The sequence below is a fragment of the Legionella sp. km772 genome, assembly GCF_003989735.1.
Classification (GTDB): domain Bacteria; phylum Pseudomonadota; class Gammaproteobacteria; order Legionellales; family Legionellaceae; genus Legionella.
The window spans coordinates 1-1,733 of the sequence record NZ_RZGQ01000318.1; the positions used below are offsets into that span (position 1 = coordinate 1).

The window sequence follows — 1,733 nt, forward strand, 5'->3', positions numbered from 1 at the left end:
CGTTGTTGTCGTTACCCGACGGGAAGTTCACGTTCCACGCGTTGTTGTTGTCGTTCTGCGACGAACTCCAGTAGAACGCGGACGAAAACCCGCCAAACGCAATACAAAGGCGTTTTGGTCTGCACAAGGCATCTTATGCAGACGCGAATCAACTGCTATACAGCACAGTCCCTTTGTCGCTTTTAAACAAAAGCATGCTCGCTCACGAACACCGTAGCCTTCATGATTCTGGCTTTCGGCTGGCATTACGCCAGCCAGTCACCTGTTTGCCTATGCGTGTCAAGAGTTCACTTAACAGGGCTTGCCTTTTAAGTGATATTAGTTTCATCTCAACACAGAGGCGAATTTCTAATTTCAATAACTCCATCTCATCTAAAAAGTCCTCTAAATGCTCGAGCCTGTTTTGATGCTTGTTAGCCCGGTAAATGCAACGAAGCAAATGAAGGGCATCGCGCTTCATATCTTGGCCAAGTGTGTATCGATATTCTCTTGGAAAATCGCGGGTTACCTCAAACACTCTCAGAACCAACTGATAACTGTCCTTATAAACTGGTAACTCCGTATAGAAAGCCATTAATAAAAATCCAAATCATTCGTCTTTAAAGAAATCATGAGGCAGCTTCGCTGCCTCAAAAGAAAAGGGATAAAGGGGTTAAGAGGTAAAAGCCCGGACACACCGAACAGGCTGCTCGAGGAACTTATCGTCGAAGAAGACGTTACCCGACGGGAAGAGCACGTCCCACGCGCCGACGTCGCCGCCGACCTGCGACGAACTCCAGTAGAACGCGGACGAAAACCCGCCAAAGTTACAGGGAGTTTCAAGATTGGAACACAATGCGCTATGGACTGTAGAAAGCTCATCTCTTGCAGGAAGATACCAGTCTACACCGAGGTTTTGGCAACTTTGGGCCGCGCAGTTATTGGCATCACCTGAACAAACTGTATTAGCGATAATAGCATTGGTATTGTTAACCCCATTATCAAGGTTTATTGCGCCAGCTATATTTGAAAAAGCACCTGTCCATTGGCTGTCAAAACCTTGCACCACATCAATGACGACCTTGCCACTGCCCGCGCTTTCTTGAAACACCAATCCTCCCAGATGAGAGAAGGCAATTAAGGTCGTGGGGCTGTTGGCAGTGTTGCTGCCGCTGACGGTAATCGTGCACGGTGCGTAAGGGGAGTCGGAAGTCAGTTCCAGCGTGCAACTGGCTCCAGGTGCCACACTGGTGCAATTGCTGTCGTCAACGGACAGATTAGGGCAGGCTGCCTTATTGCTGACTGTAATTGCATTCGCATTCACGACACTGCCCGCATCGTTAGTGATTTCTAATGACAACGGTGTTAAAGATACCGTAACGACCCGGTTTTGCTGTACAGGGCTTGTGATGCTTATCTGTGGCTGACTGGTCACCGTCACATCGACATTCACCGTGTTGGTATTGTCTCCGGCGATGGGAATAGTCGTCGGTCCTTCTTGTGTGCTTGAAGCAAAAGTAATCGTACAGCTTGCCCCAATCGCCAGAACCGCACCACACGTCGTGCTCTGTACGCTGATGCTGCTGCCTCCTGGAATGGTTGCAACCACATTCTCTGCTGCAACCGGAGAGCCTGCATTATTGGTCACGGTGACATCGCCCGTTGAATTTTCAGCAAACAGTAATGTGGTCGGATTCACATTTATCGTAGCAACAGCAGGACCCCGATTGATATTTAAGATGTTAGCAGCACTC

Annotated in this window: 3 protein-coding genes; 1 reads left to right on the forward strand and 2 read right to left on the reverse strand. The window is 48.8% G+C overall.

Features of this window, described 5'->3' with window-relative positions:
- On the forward strand, nucleotides 1-217 hold a 217-nt coding region (locus tag ELY15_RS16315; protein WP_158617528.1), incomplete at its 5' end, for a hypothetical protein.
- Between the two features lie 3 nt (nucleotides 218-220).
- Here the strand turns inward: ELY15_RS16315 and ELY15_RS15585 are convergent.
- Entirely contained in the window at nucleotides 221-574 is a 354-nt protein-coding gene (locus ELY15_RS15585; RefSeq protein WP_127101655.1) for a four helix bundle protein, read from the reverse strand.
- A 78-nt stretch (nucleotides 575-652) separates the two neighbouring features.
- On the reverse strand, nucleotides 653-1,733 hold a 1,081-nt coding region (locus ELY15_RS15590), incomplete at its 5' end, for a DUF1566 domain-containing protein (RefSeq protein ID WP_148111254.1).